Consider the following 3284-nt stretch of genomic DNA (forward strand, 5'->3'; position numbering starts at 1 on the left):
ATATCAGTATTTATACTGCATGACCATAGTCCATTCTCACCTGTTTTTATCAATTCGTTATTATTTAACCCAGCGCATAATTTATCCTGTGTATAAACTTCGTCAACATACTCAGGGTTAGCGCTTAATGACAATGTTATTTCAGAACCAGGGGCTGCGTATCCACGTATGGTAAAGTTTTTGGTTAGAACTATTGATTTATCTGTTGGGTAAATAATATCAAACTCTTGCTCTGTATTTGGTATTGTTGCTGTTATGGTATCACTATCCCATGATGTATTATCTTTCTTTAACTCTTCAGCTGTAATAGTAATTTCATATTCATTGTTTTCTTTAATTTCTTTAGTAAAATAATTATTATATGGGATATCACATTTCCATTTTCTATCTGAGCCTACCTTACATTTAGTATTTTTTTCATCTTCGTGATTAATGGAGTAACGAAGTTTGATCTCAGTAGATAGACGACCAAATCCCTCTACAGGTATGCTTTTTCTCCTTTTACTTAATTTTGCACCCCAATCCGGATTGTCGATCCATATTTTTTTCATGTATTGAGAAAACCAACTTCCTCGGGTTATTTTGTGACTCAAAGGGGTATCAAAATGTTTTCCTGTAACATCTGGTTCATATTTTCCTGTAACATCTGAAGCAAAAAAGAATGGACGAACTTTATTGCTATCTTTAACTTTAAGAGTATCATTTGTTGAGGATGCAACACCGATGATTGTATCATGCCAAATAACCGGGCCACCAGAGTCTCCAGATTGTGCAATTCCTGGCTTTAAATCTTCATTTTCTTTTATAAGAAGCCCATAATTTTGTTTATAATCTATGGCGTTAGTGACAATATTAACATCAGCTCTTTGCTGTTTTTCTTCTGTATTTTTTGTCTGCTTTCCTGTTGTTGGTTCAATTCCCAAATTACCATAGCCATATATAGAAGCGTTATAATAATCCTTGTCTATTTTTTCATAAGCTTCATCATAGTTAAAGAAACGACGAACATGACCATAATTAGCTAAATTAGTAGGATTATCTAATTTTATTATTGCAAAATCTGAGGCTATAGGGTATCGAATGAAATTTCTATATGATGCAGTGCCAATTACTCTTTTTTCATAATTTTCAATCGAATATGTTTTAATGTTTTCAAGGTCACCCTTGCAATGTGATGCTGTCAAAATATAGCTCGGAGAGATCAGCGAACCACTACATGAAAAAATATATTTTCCTGATTCATCTTTAGCATGAATATTCACAACCCAAGGTTTGCATTTACTATTGTTACTATCAATACAGCTTTCTTCTCCTCCTGCAATTGTTTCTATTGGGTGGGGGGGCAATACAGTATCTGAAAATACATTTATGCTGTAAGATAAGAATGAGAGGATAAAAAATACTTTAAATATAATCATAACAGCCTCCTGAATGGGGAGATTAATTATTTTTTTCAATACAGGTCATATGGTCATTACCTCCAGTACATTCCAGTGTTTTATCTTTCCTTGCTGGATAATTTTCATTATCAGATGTTTCATGGATAGTAAAAAGATACACCCCTCGTTTAGCATAATATTCATTGTCTGAACGCCAATTTCCTTTTTCATCAGGAATTATTTCTTCCGATTTGACACCATCAGATAATACTATTTTAGGGTGGAGAGTTTCTTTGAAATCACTGATTTGTTTATCATTATTAGGCAGGGAGGTTCCATAAAAGTAGATAAATACATTATCGATGATGCCATATTTTACAGAGAACTCTTTTGAGTTCAGTATAGTGACTTCGTCATTGCTATTTTTAATGGGAACATTTGGTGTTCCTGTATTTTTAGCTTTAATTTTTATAAAACCGGCAGGAGCATCACTAATTTTGGTTTGCCAGTTATTTCCAATACGAGAAAGAATGGGGAGTGCATGCTCACCATTTGAATAGTAGTTTACAATTACATCAAGAGGTGTTTTTTCTGTTACTTTCCCTTCAATGACAATCTGTTTAGAATTGTCGTCTGTTGAAGTAATAAATTCATGCATAACAGGTTTTTTGATTTTTACCGGACAACGAGCTACTCCAAATTTAATTTCTTTTTTTCCGGGTAGATTATTGTCATCTTTCCTATTCTGGTTAAAAAGCACAGATGCTTTATAGTAATTAAAACATTTTGCGGTTAAACCTTTAAGGCTCCATGTGCCGGAATTCAGATCAACATCAGGTGTATATTCTTTCGTTGATTCATAAGGATGAGTGTAATCAGGAACATCAAAACTAGAAATTGATACTTTAATTTTTTTAGCATCATTTGGAGTTTTAGTATTAATTAAACCGGATATGTCATATTTTCCATCAGGTATAATTTGAGAATCCTTCATTGACGTTATGGTTGCCCCACAAGGTGGCCCTTTAATAGTAATTCCTGAATTATCAATACCCTCAATACTAATTTTTCTGGGAACCAGTTCGCAGTTTACCCAAACTTTTGCCCGCCATTGAGTCCTTTTTCCTTCTATAAGCTTAACTTTATATTTATTTTGGTCAAAATTAGTGACAAGATAAGGTAACGAGTGATCTTTCATAAGGCCCTGTCCTGTAATGGTAATATAGTTATTTTGGGCCTGGGTTTGTGGGTCAGAGGATATAATCTCTGGTGGTTCCCATGTATTATCGATGCTTATAACCGTATGATCACTTTTATCACTGTCAACATAAACATTTAAACAGTTCTCTCCGCTACATTTAGCAGTTATTTCAAGATTACAGTAGTATTTATAAACTGTTGTCTTCCATGAAAATAAACTTATTGGGGTTGTTCTTAATATAAAAGTGCATGCTTCATAATTATCTCCATTTTTTTTAAGATTTGCTTGCCATATTACGTACTTTGTACTACCTTGACAAAATTCCCCATGAAACGGGTTGGCGTTGTCACTATCCTCAATTGTCTGATTATATTCACCTCCAGATTTTAAATTAATATTTTTATTTCCAGAATCATACATACAGTCACTACCTACTACTTTAATCTCAGAATCATATATACTTAAGTTTTTAAATGTTAAGTTATAATCTTTTGAAAAAACAGTGTGATTTTTTCTAGGATTCTTGTGTTCTTCACTAGATTTAGCACTCTCATTGATTAATTTAGCTACACTAACTGTGTTAAAGCAGAATAAAGTGATGAGAAATGCCATGAAATATAATTTTTTGTTTTTCATGGGGTAACCTTAACTAACATAATAATTTTAATTAAAAGCCATGTATGTATTTTTTATCAAATTAGATT

Annotated in this window: 2 protein-coding genes; both read right to left on the reverse strand. The window is 32.6% G+C overall.

Features of this window, described 5'->3' with window-relative positions:
- A partial coding sequence (locus tag AACX38_RS05415; protein ID WP_228865852.1) for a trypsin-like serine protease occupies window positions 1–1418 on the reverse strand: 1418 nt, incomplete at its 3' end.
- A 22-nt stretch (window positions 1419–1440) separates the two neighbouring features.
- On the reverse strand, window positions 1441–3216 hold the full coding sequence (locus AACX38_RS05420; protein ID WP_228865853.1) for a hypothetical protein: 1776 nt from the start codon (window positions 3214–3216) through the stop codon (window positions 1441–1443).
- Window positions 3217–3284: the final 68 nt, after the last annotated feature.

Origin of the sequence: Xenorhabdus sp. PB30.3 (assembly GCF_963895965.1) — a bacterium.
Classification (GTDB): Bacteria; Pseudomonadota; Gammaproteobacteria; order Enterobacterales; family Enterobacteriaceae; genus Xenorhabdus; species Xenorhabdus stockiae.

What these genes read in the sequence shown, in the direction of transcription:
- AACX38_RS05420 (WP_228865853.1), bottom strand. Translation starts at nt 3,216, where the DNA reads ATGAAAAACAAAAAATTATATTTCATGGCATTTCTCATCACTTTATTC.